Here is a 21,627-nt window from a genome sequence, read left to right as displayed (position 1 = left end):
AATCCAATTTGAAGGATAAAATTTGAAAATATTGCAATCAAATGTTTTTTTAAGTATAAAAAAAGATCAGCATTTGCTGATCTTTTTTGCAAGTCCAAGAACAGTCTTATTTTTCCAGATACTGTAACTTGTCTGTTTTACCGTTCCATTCTTCACGATCGGCAGGCTGATCACCAATTTGAGTGATATTTGGCCATTTTTGCGACAGTTCAGCATTCAGTTCAATAAAGACTTCCTGACCTTCAGGTAACTCATCTTCCGAGAAAATAGCATTTGCCGGGCATTCAGGTTCGCATAATGCACAGTCAATACATTCATCTGGATTAATCACGAGGAAATTTGGACCTTCGTAGAAACAATCTACCGGACAAACTTCTACGCAGTCTTGGTATTTACATTTAATACAATTTTCAGTGACAACAAAGGTCATGGCGACAGCTACCTAAAAAATATGGTTCTAGTTACTCTTGCTGTATTTTAGGCAAAAATGCTGCTAACTAACAATTGCTTTTATTGATATTTATTATATATAAGGCTGTTAATTTTAATAAAAATTGAATATTTATTTAAATATATGTAGTAAATGAAAAAGACTTCTATTTAGAAGTCTTTTTCTGGCGCAGATTTAAACTAGCTTTCCAGGGCATCTTTTAAGGCATAAATCTGTTGCAAGGCTTCCCGCGGAGAAAGATTGTCCACATCCAGCGATCTTAACAGATTCAGTGCAGGCACATCTTTTTCAATTTCCACTACACGTTCTATAACTTCTACAGCCGGTTCATCGATTGCGCTAAACAGATCATTTTGTACTACCTTATTGACCTGTTGATGCTGCTGCTTTTCCAGAATCTTCAAGCGGTTTTGCGCCTCTTTGATCACGCTGGCAGGAATGCCGGCCAGTTTTGCCACCTGTAAGCCATGGCTTTGACTGGCAGGGCCATGCTGAACCTTGTGCAGCAGTATTAGATTACCGTTCAGTTCCTTGGCCGTGACATGATAGTTATCAATTCCCGATTCCTTGCCCAGTTCAGTGAGTTCAAAATAATGGGTGGCAAACAGGCACAGGCATTTAATCCGTTTGCTCAGGTCGATCACACAGGCCCAAGCCAAAGACAGGCCATCGTAAGTACTGGTTCCGCGTCCGACTTCATCCATCAGCACCAAAGACTGGTTGGTGGCATGATGCAGAATTTGTGAGGTTTCGGTCATCTCCACCATAAAGGTCGATTTACCGGTGGATAAGTCATCTGCTGAACCGATACGGGTAAACACCCGATCAATAGGCCCTAATACTGCGGACTGGGCAGGCACATAGGAACCGCAATAGGCCAGTAAACTGATCAGCGCGGTTTGGCGCATAAAGGTCGATTTACCACCCATATTCGGCCCGGTTACAATGGCCATACGGTGATTGTAATCTAAGCTGGTGTCATTCGGAGTAAAGGCGGTTTTGCTTAAGGCTTCCACCACCGGGTGCCGGCCTGCCACAATTTTGACCCCAATTTCAGGGCTGAATTCTGGACGGGACCAGTTGCGTAAACGCGCCTGATGGGCAAAATTGGCCAGCATGTCTATCTGTGCAATCGCGCTGCTCATCATTTGTAAATTGCCGATGTCCTGACGTAATTCATCCAGCAGCATTTCAAACAGCATTTTTTCACGCGCAAGGGCACGTGATTCACTCGACAAGACTTTATCTTCAAAAGATTTCAGTTCGGGCGTGATATAGCGTTCGGCATTTTTCAAGGTCTGACGACGGATGTAATGATCCGGTGCCTGCTCGGCTTGGGCGCGGGTCAGTTCAATATAGTAGCCACTGACCCGGTTATAGCCAATTTTCAGGGTTGAAATGCCGGTGTTGGCACGCTCTTGAGCTTCCAGATCAATCAGGAACTGGCCCGCATGATCGCGGATTTTACGCAGCTCATCCAGTTCACTGTCAAAGTCTTCTGCAATGACATTGCCATCACGGAGTAATACTGGTGGATTTTCGACAATCGCAGACATCAGGCGTTGATGCAGGCCATGAAAATCTCCCAGCTCATCTGTCAGTTGCTGAATCAGAACGGATTGCTTGGCTTGTACCATTGGCTGAAGGGCATGACGCAAGAAAGGAATTTGCGCACAGGCCTGACGTAGCTGTACCAGATCACGTGGACGTGCACTGCCTAAAGCGACACGACTCAGTACACGTTCAATATCACTGATCTCTTTAAGGACTAGACGAATCGGTGCTTCATGATAACCACCCAACATGGCGGCAATAGCATCCAGACGGGCATCAAGTATTTTGGTATCACGCAAGGGCTGCATCAGGGTACGGCTCAGCAGTCGAGCGCCCATGGCAGTCTGGCAGTCATTAATGAGCTGGAACAGGGAGGTTCCATGTTCGAATAAGGGTTCCACCAGTTCCAGATTACGTCGTGTGACCGGATCTAAAGCAATAAAGTCACTGCTTTGTTCCAGCTGAATGGAGCGGATATGCGGTAAAGCGGTTTTCTGGGTTTCTTTGGCATAATGGATCAGTGCCGCTGCCGCAGCCTTGGCCAGCGGTAAATGATCAATTCCAAAACCGGAAAGGGTAGCGACTGCAAACTGGTCACATAAGGTTTTTTGCGCATTATTTAAGTTGAAGTCGACATTGGGACGACGGGTCACAGGGCAGTCGAGCTGCTTTTTTATCTGCTCGATAATATTCGGATCGACAATATCTTCATCTACCACAATTTCACTTGGCATTAAGCGTGAAAGTTCAATTGCCAGTTGCTCTTGTTGAAATTCCTGTTGCTGCACCTTGAAAATACCGGCACTCAAATCCAGCAGTGCGATACCAATCTGCCCCTGATGTAAGCAAAGTGCAACCAGATTGGAAGACTGATGACTGTTCAATAACGCATCATCGGTCAGGGTGCCAGGCGTAATGATACGTACCACACCGCGTTCAACCGGACCTTTACCAGTCACTTCGCCCAGCTGCTCGCAAATGACCACGGTTTCGCCTTTTTTCACCAGGCGGGCCAAATAGCCTTCAGCGGCATGATAGGGAACGCCTGCCATGGGAATCGGTTCACCATTGGCCTTTCCGCGGTGGGTTAAGGTAATCCCCAATAATTTGGCGGCTTTATGGGCATCGTCAAAAAACAGTTCATAAAAGTCACCCATACGATAGAACATCAGGGAGTGCGGATGCTGCATTTTGACGCTCATGTACTGCTGCATCATCGGGGTTAAAGTGGAAAGATCAGCCATGATTTCCGGGTAACTCATTGAGGTAAAATCCTTAAATATTTAAATACATCGAATCTTTAAAAAACTTGGCTGTCTCACCAATTTCAAATTTATGCATGAAACGCTCATCGTAAAATCCTAGACGCTGGCTTGAGCATTATTGTTATTTTCAAGCCAAACCGAGCTATGAAAAAACGGCGTTTCAGTCGCTCAGACATCTTACCAAATTTGCATGAATTGCGAAAAATGCTTTGCAGTAAATGGATAAAAATTAGAAGAACAGTGTTATGCGGGCATAGCAGGGGCATCGGACCGGCAATGAACATGACGCTGCCGGTCGATGTGGCTGGAAAACTCAAGCGGACATTAGGGCTGATGCAGGCCCAGCCTGGTCAGATGCAGACGCAAGATACGGCGCAATTCTAAAACGGCTTCCGGTGTTTCCTGAATGGAATGCCCCCCCTTAATAATTTTTTCCGAAACGGCACCCTCCAGATGGGCACTCTTATAACGCACCACGTCATCCGTGATCACATTGATATCGCGACTATCGGTGATATTGCCAATAATGGAATGAAAGGCCAATCCTTTACGCGGGCTAATGTCTTTGCTCAGTTCAATAAACTTGGACTGATAACTTAAATCACTCGGCCCATTTTGAATCAGGCCATGATCGATCTGCTGTAACAGTTCTTTGAGGTCCAGGTCCTGAGTTTGTATGCTATCGCTAATCGCAGAGAGGAAGGCACCGGGAATACGGATGATTTTACGTGCTGCCTTGGTAAACCAGCGATCGGCATAATCGGTTCCCCGATGCGGAGTGGCCAGAAAAATCGCACGGGAGAAATTAGGAATGTCCTTGATGACCAGACGCTGCGAAATAATCGGTAATTTCTGAAACTTGTTTAACTGACGATTATTCATCATCGATAACGCTTTTTTGGTCACGTCTGCATCACTGACCAAAAGCCGGGCAATAATGCCGCCCATGCTATGTCCAACCAGCACTGCATCTTTTTTGGCCGGGGCATTGGCATCGACCTGCGCAAAGGCTTGGGTCAATAGGGCATAAATCTGGAAGCGGCTTTCCATAATCGGCATATTGGTTGAATAGAACACCTGCCAGACCTGAAAATTTTCCCGCAGTACCGTGTCACCCATAATGTCGTTCGTCAGACGAATCCATGCTTCGGGACTACTGGCCAGACCGTGGATTAAGACAATCACTTTTTTATTCGGATTATACGGTTCCAGCATATATAAATGCGGCATGGTGAGATGGTCATCTCGGTCAATCAGGGTTAAATAGGCTGCCCGGCCGAGATTGTTCTGTGCCAGCCATAAGCCATAAGGCGTAGAAAAGTTTCCAGCCAGCGGATAGGTCTTGCCTGCCATATTGACCTGATCATATTTGTACGGATCAAAGGCTTTTATTTCAAATTCTGCATTGTTTAAAATGTCTTCTACATTGCTGGCCGCTTTGGGCTGTGCGGTCAGGGTTGCAGCCAAATAGCGGGCCTGATGAATATTCGGATTGACGCCGTTTTTGTAGCTGAAATTCATCGGGTCGATAATATATTTATTTTTCCCTTCGCCGATATCATCCTTGACCTGCGGTAGAACCAGGACAAATTCTGAACCAAAACCATCACGACGGTTAATGGAGCGTAAACCTGAAAAATTCAGGTTATAACTGGAAAGCAGCTGCTCGATTTTCTGATTTTTGAGCTGTGGATAGTAATCAAAGTTGATCTGATAAATACTTTTGCCGACCTTGACCTGCGGCTCAACTACAGTAGGTTTATGCCGCAAGGCATAAGCAGTTACCAGTTTGGCCAGTGCCAGATTATAAAAATCACGTATTTGCACCTGCCGGTTGTCAAAAATCCGGTCTTTGGGCTGACGTTTGGTTTTAAACATGTAGGCATAGCTGTAGCGGATGCTTTTATCCAGCATATACAGTTGCTGATCCAGACATTTATCATAGGTCAGTTGTTGCTGTTTCTGTTTTTCTTCGGATCGGGTACTGGTTAAGGTACTGGTTTTACACTCAGAAGAATTTTCAAATTCCAAGGCTTTGGCCAGGTAGATTTCGCTGGAGGTAGAGAGCAGCTGTTCGTCCTGAATTTGCGGAATCTGTTGCAGTTCCTGAATACACTGGTCGGGTTGGTCGGAACAGATTTTAGCTTCACGACCGGTCATGGACAGTACATTTAAACTGGCTTCACTCAATTTATTGCGGGTAAGAATACTTTCACGTTCATTGGCAATCGTGACATTAATGCCTTGGCTTTTGACGCTCACAATTTGGCACCCGGTGAGCAGGTAACTACTCAGCAGCGAGGCAAATAAAACTTTATATATTTGTTTTGGCATAAAGATGGTCTACGTGAGTATTTGTTTGAGTTTTTCTTCATCATACGATATTTGTTTTAATTTTCAATTCGTGCATAAAAAATAGACCGTTTTGAACGGTCTATTTAAAAGGCTCATTAAAAAAGCAAAAATTAAGGTGCCTTGGCTGGATTAAGCACCTGCCATACATTCCAGCGACCTTGCTTTTCAATTTCGGCAATTAAACGGTCAGCAACTTCAGCTTCCTGCGGATATTTCACCTTGTAATTTTTCAAGACCTGAATCGCATTTTTCTTCTGCTCCATGGCAATGTAATTGTTTGCCGCAGATAAATACGCTTCCTGCACACCTGCCTTCATGGCTTTGTCCAAATAAGGAATGGCTTCACGTTGACCACCGCCTTCAGACAGGCCAAAACCGAACCAGAAGTTTGCCTCGGCATCTTCTTTGTTAATTTTTAAAATGCGCTGTGCGTAAGTTAAAGACTTGGTGGTATAGACTGAACCCAGGTCCAGGTTACGCGCCATAACACTGGCTTTAAATGCGCGAATCAATACATCAAAAGAAGCATTGTCTCTAGCAGCCAGGGTATCAAGCTGCTGAGTCACTTGTTTGAGCTTGGCTTCAAAGCCTTTACGTTCCTGACGTTCAGTAAAACGAGGCGGGTAATGGCGTGCCTTGCCTTCGACCAACTGCAAGAAATCATCAATTTCGGTGACATCAAATTCATTTTCACCCGCCATGACTGCATATTTTACATTACGCTGCTTGCTGTTGACGGTAGGAATAATCAGCTTGTTGACATCCAGGGTCACTTTTTTACTCGGGTCACCTGGAAGTGTAACTTCCATTTTGGTTACAGGCTGTGCAGCAGCTTTTTGTAAGGCAATTTCAAATGGAGGCGGTGCATCATAGTTAAATGGATTTAGCGCATAAAATGGAGCAGTCAATTCAGGTTCAGTGAAAACGATCGGTGCATTCGATTTTTTATCTTTTGTCGGTGTCGAGCTACACGCTGAGAGTAAAGCAACAGCAATTAATGTACATGCCAAAGGCTTAAGGGTCATAGAGATCATCCGTTCATTTAATTTTAAAATTGGGAAATAGGTATGTTCCTCAGTCTAAAAAAACTCTCAGGAACATACAAGTAAGGGCTTGTTAATATTCAGAACAGCCAATTAGGCTTTGGATTGACTGCTTTGCGCTTCGCATTCACGGCGCACATCTTCAATAATTTTAAGTTCTTCAACACTATAAGGCTGTTCTTTTTGCTGCTGTTTTTTAAAGGTCGGGTCGAGCAGGGATAAACGCTGACATAAGGTGTTCATGCGTTTTTCATTGAGCTGAATCCGGTCAAGCAGCACACGCATGCCATCCAGAATCGGGTCTGACTGGTCCTGTGTGGCTGCATACGGCTGGAAGCCAATACTTTCTGCATAATCACGACGGCGGGCTTCTTCTGCATCTTTCGGCTGGTCTTTGGTAATGAAGCGGGCCGGGTTTCCTACAGCAGTTGTATTTGGAGGCACTGCTTTGGTGACAACGGCATTGGAACCGACTTTGGCATTTTTACCGACAGTAAATGGTCCCAGAATTTTGGCACCTGCACCAACCACCACGCCATCTTCCAGGGTAGGATGACGTTTACCCTTGTTCCAGGTGGTACCGCCCAGGGTGACGCCGTGATAAAGCGTAACATCGTCTCCGATTTCAGCCGTTTCGCCAATCACCACACCCATGCCATGATCGATAAAGAAACGGCGACCGATTTTGGCACCCGGATGGATTTCAATGCCGGTTGCAAAACGGCTAAAAGAAGACAGCAGGCGGGCAGAGCCTTTACACTCTTTTTGCCAAAGTTCATGGGCAATACGGTGCATGATCAGCGCATGAATGCCGGGATAGGTGGTGAGAACTTCTAAAGTGTTTCGTGCTGCAGGATCGCGCGCGAATACAGCTTGGATGTCTTCTTTGAGCTGTTTAAGCATTAGATTGATCCTCTGAGGAACCGGTTGTTTTGTCTGTAGATTTTTTCCATGTACCATTGTTCAATGCCTGTACACGGCTAAAGATGCCACGCAGTAAATGATATTCCATACGATCTAATTGTATACGTCCAAATAAACGACGCAAGCGTAAAGGCAATAATCGTGGGTTTTTCGGGTCCATAAACTCAATTTCGGCCAGCATTTTTTCAATATGCGGGTAAAACTGTTCCATCTGTTCATGGGTGACCAAAGGCTCATCCCACTGCATGTCAATTTCATCGGTGACATGCATGGCGGCTTCCGGATCTTTCTTCTGTTCAGTCAATGCCATGGCAGCCATGCGCATTTCATAGCAAATCACCTGAATGGCTTGGGCGACATTCAGTACGCCATAATCGCTATTGACCGGAATGGTCACATGATAGTTGGCCATTGCCAGTTCTTCATTGGTCAGGCCACGATCCTCACGGCCAAAAATCACCGCAACTTCCTGCTGGTTTTGTACTACAGCCTGCAATGATTTTTCCGCAGCCGGACGGGCATCCAGTAAAGGCCAGGGAATGGTGCGGCTACGTGCACTGGTGCCAAACACCAGATGGCAATCCTTAATCGCTTCTTGCAACGTCGGTACAATTTCAATCTGTTCAATCAGATCGGTTGCACCTGCAGCCAGGGCATCAATATCCGGATGCGGATAGGTTTTAGGCTGCACCAGTACCAGCCTGGATAGGCCCATGGTTTTCATGGCGCGTAATGCACTGCCGATATTGGCAGGCAAGGTAGTATTGACCATGACAATACGCACATGAGAGAGATGTGCGGAAACCACAGCATTGTCAACTTGACTCATAAGGTGTCCGATTTGAATTTAAATATTTAAAAAATTAGGAATATTGGGTGGCTTCAGCCTGATACATGTCCATTGCTTCATCCATGCTCACATTGGCTGGCGGCGGCGGGACATTTGCAGGCATGGCCTGCTCGTAACTGACGGCCTTGGCTGCTTTGGATTTGACCTGATATTCAATGTGAATCACGTCTTTACCAAAATAGTCACGTAGTTTCGCCAGCAATTCATCCAGTGGAGCCACGTTCCAGTTTAAGCCCAGGTTGATATCGGCAGAGGCATAAGGATAATCGATGTGTAATTGCATCGGGATATGATTGCACATATCGACATTGCAGAATGGCGTTAAGATTTTGCGTAAATCCTGACTGAGTGAAGCATTCAGGTGTTCCGCGTTCAGCTTGATTTGAATGCTGTTGGCACGTTTCTGACGTATTTCATTCAGGCTAAAGGCTTTGGTCAGTCGTCCCATAGGGCGGTCAAAACCTTCACGTTCGTAAATTTCCCCTTCAATCACCACCACTTTTTCATTTTGAATGATGTCTTTAAAACGCTGGAAACGCTCGTGATTGGCTGATACTTCTATACGTGCGGTGCCGTCATCCAGAGTCACCATCATGCGGTTCGGGAAGTTGGCGACATCCACCACCAGACCGGCGAATACGGTAGTCACGCCACGGCGTGTAGGCGTGAGTTCATTAATCCGTGCAGGAATAAAAGACTTGAGTTCCGGGCGATACACATCAATCGGATGTCCGGTTAAATACAGTCCCAAGGTGTCTTTTTCACCTTTGAGGCGAACTTCATCTGACCACGGTTTGACCGGTTTGGCGGGTTTGCGCTGAACTTCCTCAACTTCACCAAACAGGTCCATCATGCCGGTTTCACGGTTAGAACGGGCCTGTTCTGCGGCTTGAACCGCTTCAGGCAGTTGTGCCATTAGGCTGGCACGTTCAATGCCCAAACAGTCCATCGCACCTGCACGGATGAGTGCTTCAAGGGTGCGTTTATTGATTTTTTTCAAATCTACACGGTGGCAGAAATCAAACAAGTCTTTATAAGGACCATCCTGTATGCGTGAATCAATTACCGACTGCATTGCAGCTTCACCTACGCCTTTAATTGCGCCTAAACCATAGACAATAGTATTTGGACTGCTGGCATGGAAGTTATATAAGGACATATTGATGGATGGGGGAAGAACTTCCAGACCATTGATACGGCAGTCATCAATCAGGAACACGATGTTGTCGGTGTTCTGCATTTCCGAGGTCATCACCGCGGACATAAACTCTGCAGGATAATGCGCTTTTAGCCATGCGGTCTGATAAGCCACCAGGGCATAGGCGGCAGCATGCGATTTGTTGAAACCATAACCGGCAAATTTTTCCATATAGTCGAAGATATGGTTGGCGGTCGCTTCATCAATATCTTTTTCAGCAGCACCTTTAATAAAGATCTGGCGCTGCTTGACCATTTCCTCAGGTTTTTTCTTACCCATGGCACGGCGCAGCAAATCCGCACCGCCCAGACTATAACCGGCACAGAACTGTGCAGCCTGCATCACCTGCTCCTGGTACACCATAATGCCGTAGGTCGGTTCCAGAACTTTTTCCAGTAAGGGATGCAGGTATTCAAATTCACCGCCATGCATACGATGAATAAAGTCAGGAATCAGGTCCATTGGACCCGGACGGTACAGGGACACGAAAGCAATAATTTCTTCAAACTTGCTTGGACGTGCCTCTTTCAGCATCTTTTTCATGCCGACGGATTCAAACTGGAATACCGCAGTGGTGTTGGCGTTGGCAAAGATTTCGTAGGCCGGTTTATCGTCCAGCGGAATATAGGAAATATTGACCGGTTCAGTGACATCCGCACGTGCGTTGATATGCTTAATCGCATCTTCAATTACGGTCAGGTTACGCAGACCCAGGAAGTCGAACTTGACCAGACCGGCCGCTTCGACATCGTCCTTATCGAACTGGGCAACACGGTTGGTCCCATCGGCATCACACATCACGGCTGAGTAGTCGGTCAGCTTGGTCGGTGCAATCACCACACCACCGGCATGCTTTCCGGTATTTCGGGTAATGCCTTCAAGTTTGAGTGCCATTTCCCAGATTTCAGCGGCATCGTCATTGTCCGGGTTGGACGGATTGGTGACAATATCCTTGAGCTGCGGCTCAGCTTCCAGCGATTCTTCCAGGCTCAAACCCAAGGGCTTGGTTGGAATCATTTTGGAAATACGGTCCGCCAGACCATAGGATTTACCTAAAACACGTGCCACGTCCCGAATTGCACCTTTGGCCGCCATGGTCCCGAAAGTGGCAATCTGCGATACCGCGTCCCGGCCATAAGTCCGTGCCACATAGTCAATTACGCGGTCACGGCCGGCAATACAGAAATCGACGTCAAAGTCGGGCATCGACACACGTTCCGGGTTCAAGAAACGTTCGAACAGCAGGTCGTAACGCAGGGGATCCAGATCGGTAATCTTCAAGCTATATGCCACCAGTGAGCCGGCACCTGAACCACGGCCTGGACCGACAGGGACGCCGTTGCCTTTGGACCACTGAATAAAGTCCATCACGATCAGGAAGTAACCCGGGAAACCCATGTCGAGAATAATCTTCACTTCGAAGGCTAAACGCTCGTCATAGGGTTTACGGATTTCCGGCCAGTCTTCACCGCGCTTTTCAGGTGGATACAGGAAGTTGAGTCGTTCTTCCAGACCTTGTTCGGATAAATGCGCAAAGTAGGTATCAATGGTATGACCTTCCGGAATCGGATAGTCCGGCAAGTCATTAAAGCCTAAACGCAGGCTGACGTTGCAGCGTTTGGCAATATGGTAGGTATTTTCAATGGCGGTCGGAATGTCTGAAAATAGTTCCGTCATTTCCACCGCAGTTTTAAAGTACTGTTCAGGACTGTAATTTTTCGGGCGACGGTCATCGCCTAGTACATAACCATCGGCAATACAGACCCGGGCTTCATGCGCTTCAAAATCATCCCGTGTAATGAAGTGCACGTCGTTATGCGCCACCACGCCTATATTGTATTTTTTCGCAAGTTTGACCGCTTCCTGAATGAAGTCTTCTTCACCTGGGCGGTTGGTACGGGTTAAGGCCAAATAAACACGGTTGCCGAATTTCTCAATCCACTCCTGCAATAGCGGTTCTGCTTTTTGCGGGTTGGAAGTCAGCAGCATTTTGCCGACATCACTGTGCTGGCCGAGTAGAACGATTAAATCTTCCTGCTGATTTAAAATCCATTCTTTTTGCACACAGGGAATATCCAGCTGTTGCCCGCTGATATAGCCTTCAGAAACCAGTTCGGTTAAGCTGCGCCATCCCTTTTTGCTCATGGCAAGCAAAGTAACTTTGTGCTCTGCATCATTCAGACGCAGGGTAGAACCAAAAATCGGTTTAATGCCTTTATCCAGACATTTTTTATAGAATTTTACCGCAGCATGCAGGTTGGACAAGTCGGTAATGGCCAATGCTGGCATTTCGTCATTTGCAGCAGCTTTAATAAGATCAGATACACGTACGATAGATTCTGTAATTGAAAATTCTGTATGTATACCAAGATGAACAAAGTGCATAAATGAGTCCCTGCAAAAACCACTGGATAGTTTAGCACGGGATTTATTGTTTCAGTTTGAAATTGAGGGGAAATGGCTAACTTTTAGGTCAAGTCTGGATTTGATTTTTTGGACTGATCATTTGGCTATAAGTGAGGAGACAGGGTCTTTTACTTTTAAAAGATGAGCCGTACTGCTGTGCAAGGCAACAAAAATCTTTTATTGGCTTGATGATAGATCCTGAAAAAACTTTAGGCACAGCGTTACAGCTGAAGGCAAGACAAGCCAACGGATGACATCCAGATGTCATTCTGTATAGCGCATGACAAGATGGATTCTATGGGAAGCTTTCTGGAAAAATCCGTAAATTTCGAATCTTTTCTTTATTCACTAAAATAAAACCCTCCGAAGAGGGTTTAAGTGTATTTTTATCTTAATCGTGACAGCCATTCGCCAAAGGTCTGAACAAATTGCACCAGCAATAACAGCACAATCACGGTCAAAATGACTACACTGGTGTCAAAACGCTGATAACCATAAGAAATGGCGAGGTCACCAATACCGCCTGCACCCACAGCACCTGCCATCGCCGTTGCACCAATCAGGCTAATGGTGGCAGTGGTCAGGTTTAAAATGAGAGAACTGCGTGCTTCAGGCAAAATAAACCTGAAAATGATTTGCATGGGCGAAGCACCCATCGCTTGTGCTGATTCAATAATGCCTTCATTCACTTCAAGCAATGAAGTCTCAATCAATCGGCCCATATACGGACCAATATAAATGGTTAGTGGCACAATTGCCGCCCATGTCCCAATCGATGTCCCTACAAGCAATTTTGTCAGGGGAATAAAGGCAATCAGCAAGATAATAAACGGCAATGAACGCAGCGCATTTACAATCGGGTTTAAGCCATGATAAATCACCCGGTTTGGCAGAATGCCCTCAGGACGGGTCACCAATAAAATGATGGCCTGGATAAAGCCCCAGATACAACCGAACAGCAGGGCAAAAAACACCATGTGGAAGGTTTCTTGCAGCGCGGTAACAAACTGGTCAATCGACAGGGAGCTTTTCCAGTAAGGTGCGGTGATTTCTGTTAGCCACTGAACAATTAAATCTCTCATGCACTGACTCCAGACTGTTCAACTTTGACGCCGTTTTGCTTGAAAAACGCAACGGTTTGCTCAATCACTGCAGGGTCACCGAGAAGCTGGACAAACATTTGTCCAATCACAGAGCCATTAATTTCAGTCATATTGGCAAACAGAATATTCAGGCTGATATCGAACTGCTTAATGGCCGCCTGTACCACAGTCTCTTGTGCAGAAGTACCCAGGAATTGCAGACTATAAATGCTGTTATGATTTTTGTTTTCCAGGCTATTTAAAATATTCACCGGTAACTGTTGTTGCAGCACGGTTTGAATAAAGCTTTTGGTGGTAGGATGCTGGGGCTGACTGAAAATTTCCAGCGTCGAACCGGTTTCGATCACTTTACCCTGTTCCATTACCGCAACATAATCACACACAGATTCAATCACGTCCATTTCATGGGTCACCATGACAATGGTAATGCCTTGTTCTTTATTAATCTTTTTAAGCAAATCTAACACAGACTTGGTGGTTTGCGGATCCAGTGCCGAGGTCGCTTCATCACAGAGTAAAATTTTAGGATGATTGGCGAGGGCACGGGCAATCCCCACACGCTGTTTTTGCCCACCAGACAGTTCATCCGGAAAAGCGTCTTTTTTATGCTTAAGATCAATAAACTCGAGCAATTCCCTCAAACGTTTTTCACGCTCGGCTTTGCTCCAGCCCAATAATTTCATTGGCATTTCGATATTGGCTGCGACAGTTTTGCTCTGCAACAAATTAAAATGCTGAAAGATCATCCCGATGTTGGCACGTTCCTGACGTAACGAGCGTGCATCCAATGCAGTAAAATCTTTTTGATGAATGATGACTTGACCATCATTTGGCCGTTCGAGCAGATTAATCAGGCGGATTAAGGTACTTTTACCTGCACCACTATAGCCAATAATGCCAAAAATACTGCCATCCGGAATCTGTAAATTAATCTGATCCAGGGCACGAATTGTTTGACCTTTAAGCTGATAGTGTTTTGAAATATTTTTAAATTCAATCATATGGTCAAAAACTATCTATAAAAAGAAAAACAGGCAAAGAGACTTTGCCTGTTTAGATGAACCAATTATATTACTATTTTGCTTCAGTGAGATAGCTAATCGGTTTATTTACGTCAACTTTAGTACCGCCAAATTTTTCCTGAACAAATTTGTTCACGGCTTCAGTGTGGTACAACGCGCCGACTTTTTTCAACACTGGGTCATTTTGGCGACCCTCGGCAACTGCAAGAATGTTGACATTCATTTTGGTGCTTTGGTCGATTGGCTCATAATAAATAGAATCTTTAAGCACATTCAAGCCGCCTTCCATTGCCAGGGTATTGCCTAGGACAATCGCATCAACTTCGTCTTTAACACGTACAGCAGTGGCCATCTGAATCGGTTTGATTACAATTTTTTTGTTGTTTTCAACAACATCGGCAGGGGTGCCTTTTACGTTGTCAAAATTAGGTTTTAATTTGAGCAGACCGGCAGATTGAAGCAGCAATAACGCACGTGATTCATTTGCGCCATCATTAGGAATGGCAATGGTCGCACCGGTTTTGAACTCATCCAGTTTCTTCACTTTACTTGAGTAAATGCCCATGGGTTCCAGGTAAGTGGTAGAAAGCGGAGCAATCTTATCTTTATTGGATTCATTGAAAGCAACCAGATAGGCATAAGACTGGAATGCATTCACATCAATTTCTTTATTCGCTACCGCTGTGTTCATGGACACATAATCGGTGAAGTTTTTCACTTCAAGTTTAATGCCGGCAGCTTTGGTTTCTGGAAGCGTGGCAATATAACGCCAGACTTCGGCATCCGAACCTGTTGAGGCCATAGTGACAGTCTGAAGACCGTTTGCGTCTTTCGTTTGAGCTGCATCATTTGCAGGCGCTTCTTGTTTACCACAGCCAGACAAGCCAACTGAAAGACCTAAAACAAGACCAAGGAGCTTTTTCATGTATATGTCCTAGTAAATCTAATTTGGCGATAAATTTACGAATATGTCATTGGAGAGATTAAATCAAGTGTGAATCAGATCAACTGATTGATGCAGATGACTTTAAAATGTCCCGCTCATCAATGCAATTAGAGATCGGTAGCATCATGAAGATGTTTTATGTTTGAATAAGGCAAATTACTGTAATCAAACAATTTTCATGATGACTTATTCCTAAAAATTGGACACATCATAACAATTTTTTTTTATACATAATAGTGATTATAAATCTGATATTTAGCTTAATTTTGCATAAGAAAGTGAGCTGTTTTTATAAATTAACTCATAAAACAATAGATTAAATTTATTGAAATGAATAAAACGGATAATTAAAAGAATTTTGTTTCTATATAAATTTTTTTAAAATACAAAGCTGAAAAAGGGATATTGATAAAAATACTCATTGTTTGGTATTGATTCATTCTCTAAAAGATAAGGTTCATTAATTAGCATAAATTCGCGTATTTGCATTTTATGGTGTTTATTGATTTCTCCGTGGGCGCGTTCGTTTATTTCTATATGCTGTAAAAATGTTGGTAAACAAGCATCCTATAGCAAGCAAAAAAACCGCACTCGGCGTAATGCTGATCAGTTAAGGAGTTTAGAAATAAACTCCTTAATTTTTTAGTGATTCATGGCGGAGGCTTACCGTTTTAAATCAAACTCTTGTAGCTCATTTGTTACTTTGGTTTCGCCCAAAGTAACCAAAGGCATTTGTCATCCGCAAAACTCGTCAGCCACTATCAACTAGCAAATTTATCGCAGAAACAATCATTTTTTAATGGAGTCCGGCCTCAAACAGTTGCGGATGACTTTCCCACATATCAAATACAGGCATGAATTTAAAAAAGAAAATGCCAGTCAATTTCTTAACTGACTGGCATTACGCACTCGTCGGGTTTTTTGCTGAATTAAATCAATCAAGCATTTTCGCGTGCAATCGCGCGGTAACCAATATCCTTACGGTATTGAACGCCGTCGAATGTCACTTTCTGGCAAAGTTCCAAAGCTTTGGTTTGTGCTTCACCAATGGTATTGCCGAGTGCAGTCACACAAAGTACACGACCGCCAGCAGTCACAATCTCGCCATTTTCATTGGCTTTTGTGCCTGCATGGAATACTTTGGTATCTGTCATTTCAGTGTCTAGGCCAGAAATTACATCACCATTGCTAGACGTTTCAGGGTAACCACGTGAAGCAAGCACGATGCCTACAGTCTTACGCTCATCCCATTCAGCTTCCGCAGGCAAGTTACCCGCAATACCCGCTTCAACTAAATCAACCAGTGATGATTTTAAACGCATCATGATCGGCTGGGTTTCAGGGTCACCAAAACGGCAGTTGAATTCGATCACTTTCGGTTGATCTTGTTCATCAATCATCAGGCCAGCATACAAGAAACCTGTATAGACATGACCATCCGCTTTCATGCCATCAACGGTAGGACGCATCACTTCTTTCATGACTTTGTCGAACACGTCAGGGGTTACCACCGGAGCAGGAGAGTAAGCACCCATACCGCCAGTGTTTGGACCTTGGTCACCTTCAAAGATACGTTTGTGATCTTGTGAAGTTGCCATTGGCAGAATGTTGTCGCCATCAATCATGCAAATGAACGATGCTTCTTCACCAGCAAGGAATTCTTCAATCACCACGCGAGAACCGGCATCACCAAATTTGTTGCCTGCAAGCATGTCATCAATGGCATCGAAAGCTTCCTGATTGGTCATCGCAACAATAACACCTTTGCCCGCAGCAAGACCGTCGGCCTTGATCACGATTGGTGCGCCATTTTTCTCAACAAAAGCTTTGGCTGCATCGACTTCAGTAAATACGTCATAGAAAGCTGTTGGAATGTTATGGCGTTTCAAGAAGTGCTTTGCAAATGCTTTAGAGCCTTCAAGCTGTGCAGCAAATTGGGTTGGACCCCAGATTTTAAGATCAGCCGCGCGACAAGCATCAACCACACCATTAACCAGTGGTGCTTCAGGACCCACCACGATCAAGTCAACTGCATTGTTTTTTGCAAACTCGATAATTGCCGCATTGTCTAAAATATTTAAGGCAACATTTTCGCATTTATTTTCTGTTGCAGTACCTGCATTACCCGGTGCTACAAATACTTTTGCGACTTTGTCATCTTGTGCGATTTTCCATGCAAGTGCATGTTCACGACCGCCATTACCCAAAACTAAAATATTCATCGGTTCATACTCCATGAATCGAAAATGACATAAAGTCCTCAGCCTAAAAATAGGAGAGGACTTTATGCAAGATTAGAAATCTATTTGTCTAAATGTAGATGACTTTGTCATTACATTAATATCCAATCACTTAGTGACGGAAGTGACGCATGCCAGTGAACACCATTGCAATACCGGCTTCATCAGCAGCAGCAATGGTTTCTTCATCGCGCATAGAACCGCCCGGCTGGATAATGCACTTGATACCCGCTTTCGCAGCGTTATCAATACCGTCACGGAATGGGAAGAATGCATCAGATGCCATGACTGCACCTTCAACCACTAAACCTGCATGTTCAGCTTTGATCGCAGCAATACGAGCAGAGTTCACGCGGCTCATTTGACCTGCACCGACACCAATGGTTTGACGGTTTTTCGCATAAACAATCGCGTTAGACTTCACATATTTCGCAACTTTCCAGGCAAAGATCATGTCGTCGATTTCCTGTTCAGTTGGAGCACGTTTAGTCACAACTTTAAGGTCATCTTTAGTGATCATGCCCAAGTCTTGATCTTGAACCAGTAAACCACCGTTTACACGTTTGTAGTCAAGCTGTGCTTTACGCTCATCAATTGCTGGCAATTCGCCACATACAAGAACACGAACGTTTTTCTTCGCGCCAGTCACTTCAAGCACGCCTTCAGCAACGCTTGGTGCAATGATTACTTCAACGAACTGACGGTCAACAATCGCTTGTGCAGTTGCAACGTCCAATTCACGGTTGAATGCAATGATGCCACCGAACGCAGATTCAGGGTCAGTTGCATAAGCAAGGTCATAAGCAGCTTTAATGCCGTCTAAAGATACTGCAACGCCACAAGGGTTGGCATGTTTTACGATGACACAAGCAGACTTCGCAAATGATTTCACACATTCAAGTGCTGCATCAGTATCTGCGATATTGTTATAAGAAAGCTCTTTACCTTGAAGCTGTTTAGCAGTTGAAACAGATGCTTCGGTTGCATCAGCTTCTACATAGAATGCAGCAGATTGATGCGGATTTTCACCGTAACGAAGGTCTTGCGCTTTGTTCAATTGCGTATTGAAGGTACGTGCAAATTTGTCTGCTTGGCCTTCTTCCTTACCTACGCGAGCGCCTAAATAAGATGCGATCATGCCGTCGTATTGTGCAGTGTGTTCAAATGCTTTAACCGCCAGGTCAAAACGTGTTGCATAAGACAAGCCGCCTTCAGCTTTAAGCTCGGCAATTACAGTGGCATAATCAGAAGCATTCACAACGATACCTACAGACGCATGGTTTTTCGCCGCAGCACGAACCATTGTCGGACCACCAATGTCAATATTTTCAATTGCATCAGCAAGTGAACAGTTCGGTTTTGCAACAGTAGCAGCAAATGGGTAAAGGTTAACCACAACCAGATCGATTGCATCGATGTTGTGTTCAGCCATGACAGCTTCGTCTAGACCACGACGAGCCAGGATACCACCATGGATTTTCGGGTGAAGTGTTTTTACACGTCCGTCCATCATCTCTGGGAAACCGGTGTGCTCTGAAACTTCAACTACAGCGATATTGTTGTCTTTTAACAACTTGTAAGTACCACCAGTAGATAAAATTTCTACCCCAAGAGCAGCAAGGTCTTTTGCAAATTCGACAATGCCAGTTTTGTCAGAAACAGAGATTAAAGCGCGTTTAATAGTCATGATGTCGTCACAGTTATCAAGAATTAAATCAAAAAGCTAAATAGCAGGCCAAAAAAAATGCCTGCGGAAACCGCAAGCATTTTATCACTTATTCACTCATTAAACCGTGAGCTTTTAACTTTTTGCGCAAAGTACCGCGGTTAAGGCCTAGAATTTCAGCAGCGCGGGTCTGGTTGCCACGAGTGTATTCTAAAACAACAGATAAAAGAGGTTTCTCCATTTCTGCCAGCACCATGTCATACACCTGAGAGGGTTGCTCGCCTTGCAATTGTGCAAAGTAGTGGCGAACTGCGCGATCTACGTGAATACGAAGAGCGACATCAGATTGTGCAGTAAAAATAGGAGACTTGCTATTCATGCGAATTAATCCGAAAAATCAAATATCACTTGGGTAAAGAGATATATAAAAGTGGTCTATAGAAATTCAATGAACCCCGTTTTAGATCCTAAAACGGAAGTTCTAAAACTTGATCATTTAGCTTGCCACAACTCGACGTTTCTGATCGAAATTTAAGCGTAACAATAGATTAATATTTGTTACCACCCAAAATCAAAACAAAAAAATCTACTCTATACGCTATATTTAATAAAGCGCATTTCAATTAGACGATTTTGTTGTAAAAATTTTCGAGGAGTTTGCAGCACTAAGCTTTTGTGGCGCGTATCATAGCATTGTCTAAGAAAAAGTGAGCAAGAAAACTGCATTTTTTTTACATTTTTTTGTATTTTTTAATAGTTTTTTTCAATATTACGGACGAATTATTTCTAAACTATAAGTGTCAAAGCTTTTGCGTGGCATAGGAATGCTAAATTTGAATTTAAAAGGACTATTCTGAGGGATTCGTTGAATTCCTTGGAGACTGGTAATCAAATATTCAGAAGGTTTAAATAAATAAGTTGATACGGTTTCCCCATTTGCTTTCAGATTTACCTTGATCATTGGAAGAGCCAGGCTTTCGGTATGATAGTTAATCAGTTCTCCAGTAAACTGGGTTTCTTGTCTGGAAATCTGTTTAACCTTTAACTTGTTGGTGGAGATCAGGCGATAATTTTCTTCCATCACCGAACAATTAAAGGCCTGACATGCCGTATTAAATAAAGCACTGAATACCGGACTGTTATTTAAAATTTTCGGGTTAAACCAAAAAAATTGCAAAATCAGCAAGCTGGCCAGACATAAGTTAATGGTTCCCCATAAAACATAATGCCGCGTACCATATGTTTTCTCTTGTTCAGCTTTTTCTGACCAGTTCAGTGCAGGGTAGTTGCCAATGGGTTCTGTACTAAAATAATTCAGGTTATTGAGATAGGTCTTTAAATCGATATTCGAGTTTTCAACTTTACGATCGAAAATCTCCAATAAATGTTGTACCGGTTTCTGTTCCGTAATCAACTGCTCTTTAACGAGTGCATTGGATACAAAAGTTTGCTGGGATGGAACTGAAGAAGAAGCCGTTTGAGCGGGAGAGAAAGTTTCTTCTTTCTCTACGACCAGATGGGTCAATGCATTAAAATTGGTTGAGCATTTTGCACAACAAACCATACCGCGAGCAACTGTAAGTTGAGCCACAGAGACTTTGTACTTGGTCAAACAGTTAGGGCAGTAGGTTTGTTTTTCGCTCATAGTCTATTCAAGATTTTTAGGGGGTAGTTTGGCGTTTACCCGAAATTCGACACCAATGTTCGTCACGTTTTTCGATTTGCAGTATATCAAAAAATTCAGAATAAACACTAGAAACATCAGCAACTTGCTCTTCTAAAATACCAGCAAGTGCGAACTTACCCTCAGATTTGACCAAAGTTGCGAATTCTGGCGCAAGTGCCATTAAAGGGCCTGCCAGAATGTTTGCGACAAATACATCGGCTTTCTGGTTTTTCAGCTCTTTATTGAACTCATCTGGTAGACCTACGTACAGATTTTCAAGCACACCATTCAGTTCAGCATTTTGTTGGGTCGCCAACACAGCTTGCGGATCAATATCCGTGGCATAAACTTTTTTTGCACCCAGCAATAAAGCGGCAACCCCTAAAATGCCTGAACCACAACCGTAGTCGATCACAATTTTATCTTTAAGATCGGTTTTGCCGAGCCATTGCAGGCAAAGGAAAGTTGAAGCATGGTTACCGGTACCAAAAGCCAGACCTGGATCAAGCTTAATATTGACCGCATCGGCTTCTGGAGCATCCATCCATTCAGGGACAATCCAATATTTATCAGCAATTTGAATAGGCTCGTAAGCATCCATCCAGGTGCGTTCCCATTCCTGGTCTTCAAGAAATTCATAACGTAATGGTGCTTCAGGCATCTGTGCAGTAATAAAGGTAATTAACGCATCTACATCAATTTCTTCTTCATCTTCCTGCGCATAGATACCGGTTACAATGACTTTATTCCACAGCGGAGTTTCACCTGGAAGCGGTTCAAGCAGATCCTGATTTTCAGCATCATCTAAAGTTACGCTTACTGCACCTAATGAATTTAAGAGTGTTTCAGTAAAATCGACTTGAGCCTGCTCGACAGTAATATGAATTTGTAACCACTTCACGGAGATAACCTAAATTTGTTTTATAAAAACGCCATTG

At 44.0% G+C, this 21,627-nt stretch carries 15 protein-coding genes; all 15 read right to left on the bottom strand.

What is annotated here, in order from left to right; genetic code table 11:
* Positions 1–106 precede the first annotated feature (106 nt).
* The 15 genes from fdxA to prmA all read right to left on the bottom strand — a co-directional run bounded on the left by fdxA (position 107) and on the right by prmA (position 21,590).
* Positions 107–430 carry a ferredoxin FdxA gene (fdxA, locus tag E0H88_RS10005; RefSeq protein ID WP_067729501.1) on the bottom strand — a complete coding sequence of 108 codons (324 nt, stop codon included), beginning with the start codon at positions 428–430 and terminating at the stop codon, positions 107–109.
* A 200-nt stretch (positions 431–630) separates the two neighbouring features.
* Entirely contained in the window at positions 631–3,267 is a 2,637-nt protein-coding gene (gene mutS / locus E0H88_RS10000) for a DNA mismatch repair protein MutS (RefSeq protein WP_131274057.1), read from the bottom strand.
* Between the two features lie 327 nt (positions 3,268–3,594).
* Positions 3,595–5,604, bottom strand: coding sequence for an esterase/lipase family protein (locus E0H88_RS09995; RefSeq protein ID WP_092819363.1), 2,010 nt, complete (start codon positions 5,602–5,604; stop codon positions 3,595–3,597).
* A gap of 131 nt (positions 5,605–5,735) precedes the next feature.
* Complete coding sequence (locus E0H88_RS09990) at positions 5,736–6,650, bottom strand: ABUW_2363 family tetratricopeptide repeat lipoprotein (protein WP_131274056.1); 915 nt, start codon at positions 6,648–6,650, stop codon at positions 5,736–5,738.
* Positions 6,651–6,761: 111 nt separating this feature from the next.
* A complete protein-coding gene (gene cysE, locus E0H88_RS09985; protein ID WP_092819365.1) occupies positions 6,762–7,571 on the bottom strand; it encodes a serine O-acetyltransferase in 810 nt (269 codons plus the stop codon).
* Complete coding sequence (locus E0H88_RS09980; protein ID WP_092819366.1) at positions 7,564–8,421, bottom strand: RNA methyltransferase; 858 nt, start codon at positions 8,419–8,421, stop codon at positions 7,564–7,566. The genes cysE and E0H88_RS09980 overlap by 8 nt, the downstream gene beginning before the upstream one ends.
* Positions 8,422–8,455: 34 nt before the next feature.
* Complete coding sequence (dnaE, locus tag E0H88_RS09975; RefSeq protein ID WP_131274055.1) at positions 8,456–12,025, bottom strand: DNA polymerase III subunit alpha; 3,570 nt, start codon at positions 12,023–12,025, stop codon at positions 8,456–8,458.
* Positions 12,026–12,432: 407 nt separating this feature from the next.
* Positions 12,433–13,128, bottom strand: coding sequence for a methionine ABC transporter permease (locus E0H88_RS09970; RefSeq protein ID WP_131274054.1), 696 nt, complete (start codon positions 13,126–13,128; stop codon positions 12,433–12,435).
* Positions 13,125–14,150 carry a methionine ABC transporter ATP-binding protein gene (locus E0H88_RS09965; RefSeq protein ID WP_131274053.1) on the bottom strand — a complete coding sequence of 342 codons (1,026 nt, stop codon included), beginning with the start codon at positions 14,148–14,150 and terminating at the stop codon, positions 13,125–13,127. Before E0H88_RS09965 ends, E0H88_RS09970 begins: the two co-directional genes overlap by 4 nt.
* 73 nt (positions 14,151–14,223) lie before the next feature.
* Positions 14,224–15,096 (bottom strand): MetQ/NlpA family ABC transporter substrate-binding protein, encoded by an 873-nt coding sequence (locus E0H88_RS09960; protein WP_092819370.1) that lies wholly within the window; start codon positions 15,094–15,096, stop codon positions 14,224–14,226.
* A gap of 959 nt (positions 15,097–16,055) precedes the next feature.
* The gene (gene purD / locus E0H88_RS09955) at positions 16,056–17,339 is read right to left on the bottom strand and encodes a phosphoribosylamine--glycine ligase (protein WP_131274052.1); all 1,284 of its coding nucleotides are present in this window, start codon (positions 17,337–17,339) and stop codon (positions 16,056–16,058) included.
* A gap of 130 nt (positions 17,340–17,469) precedes the next feature.
* Entirely contained in the window at positions 17,470–19,044 is a 1,575-nt protein-coding gene (purH, locus tag E0H88_RS09950) for a bifunctional phosphoribosylaminoimidazolecarboxamide formyltransferase/IMP cyclohydrolase (RefSeq protein ID WP_131274051.1), read from the bottom strand.
* Positions 19,045–19,132: 88 nt separating this feature from the next.
* Positions 19,133–19,402, bottom strand: a complete 270-nt coding sequence (fis, locus tag E0H88_RS09945; RefSeq protein ID WP_001086304.1) for a DNA-binding transcriptional regulator Fis — start codon at positions 19,400–19,402, stop codon at positions 19,133–19,135.
* A gap of 390 nt (positions 19,403–19,792) precedes the next feature.
* Complete coding sequence (locus E0H88_RS09940; protein WP_131274050.1) at positions 19,793–20,668, bottom strand: DUF3426 domain-containing protein; 876 nt, start codon at positions 20,666–20,668, stop codon at positions 19,793–19,795.
* A gap of 16 nt (positions 20,669–20,684) precedes the next feature.
* On the bottom strand, positions 20,685–21,590 hold the full coding sequence (gene prmA / locus E0H88_RS09935) for a 50S ribosomal protein L11 methyltransferase (protein WP_131274049.1): 906 nt from the start codon (positions 21,588–21,590) through the stop codon (positions 20,685–20,687).
* Between the last annotated feature and the right edge of the window lie 37 nt (positions 21,591–21,627).

Source organism: Acinetobacter sp. ANC 4216, from assembly GCF_004331195.1.
Lineage (GTDB): Bacteria > Pseudomonadota > Gammaproteobacteria > Pseudomonadales > Moraxellaceae > Acinetobacter > Acinetobacter kookii.
Note: the sequence above shows the minus strand (reverse complement) of the source record. Positions and strands in the feature narration are given on the sequence as shown.